At 58.0% G+C, this 671-nt stretch carries 1 pseudogene; it reads left to right on the top strand.

Annotated elements, in window-relative coordinates:
* Window positions 1-109: 109 nt before the first annotated feature.
* A pseudogene (locus MHK09_RS11650) lies at window positions 110-550 on the top strand (alpha-ketoglutarate-dependent dioxygenase AlkB); the annotation flags it as partial.
* Window positions 551-671: the final 121 nt, after the last annotated feature.

The raw sequence follows: 671 nt of genomic DNA, 5'->3' as shown, positions 1-671 counted from the left end.
CCGACGGCACTCCTGGTGCAATCTTTCAGCTCCTGACGTCTTTGAAGCCGAGAATTCAGCTACACTGACTAGAGCAGCATAGCTAACCCCCGACGTGTCCACTTTCCGGGGGTCAGGCCCGAGTGTATTTCAGCTGCATCTGGGCAGGTATTGGCATTATCCCAGCTATCGCTATGTGGACAATATGGACGGCACGCGGGTTCCACCGGTGCCGGAGAGTCTGCGGCAGATTGCGCCGGGGGCGCTGCGCGCTGCGGCCGAGGTAGCGCCCGAGCTTGCGCCATGGGTAGATACTTTTGTGCCGGAGATGGCGCTCGTGAATTACTATCCATCGGGCTCAGCCATGGGTATGCACGTGGATGATTCGGAGGAATCACCTGCGCCGGTGATTTCGCTTTCCATTGGGGATGAGGCACTTTTCCGTATGGGGCATACCGAGGCGCGCACGCGGCCGTGGGACGATATCACGCTGTGTAGTGGTGATTTGGTGGTCTTTGGTGGGCCGAAGCGCTTTGCCTACCACGGGGTAGTGCGCGTTAATGATGGCACTTGTCGATTTGGGGTAGTTGGTACCGCGAGTCTGCGTAGTTGGTACCGGTGTTCCGCGTACCCGGTACTGCAAGGGGTTTTCTTTCATAGTTGATGTTGGCGACACCACAATCCGCTGGTGT

It is taken from the genome of Corynebacterium tuberculostearicum (genome assembly GCF_022347235.1).
Classification (GTDB): domain Bacteria; phylum Actinomycetota; class Actinomycetes; order Mycobacteriales; family Mycobacteriaceae; genus Corynebacterium; species Corynebacterium tuberculostearicum_F.
The sequence above is the reverse complement of the archived record's forward strand: the minus strand, read 5'-3'. Positions and strand labels throughout refer to the sequence as shown.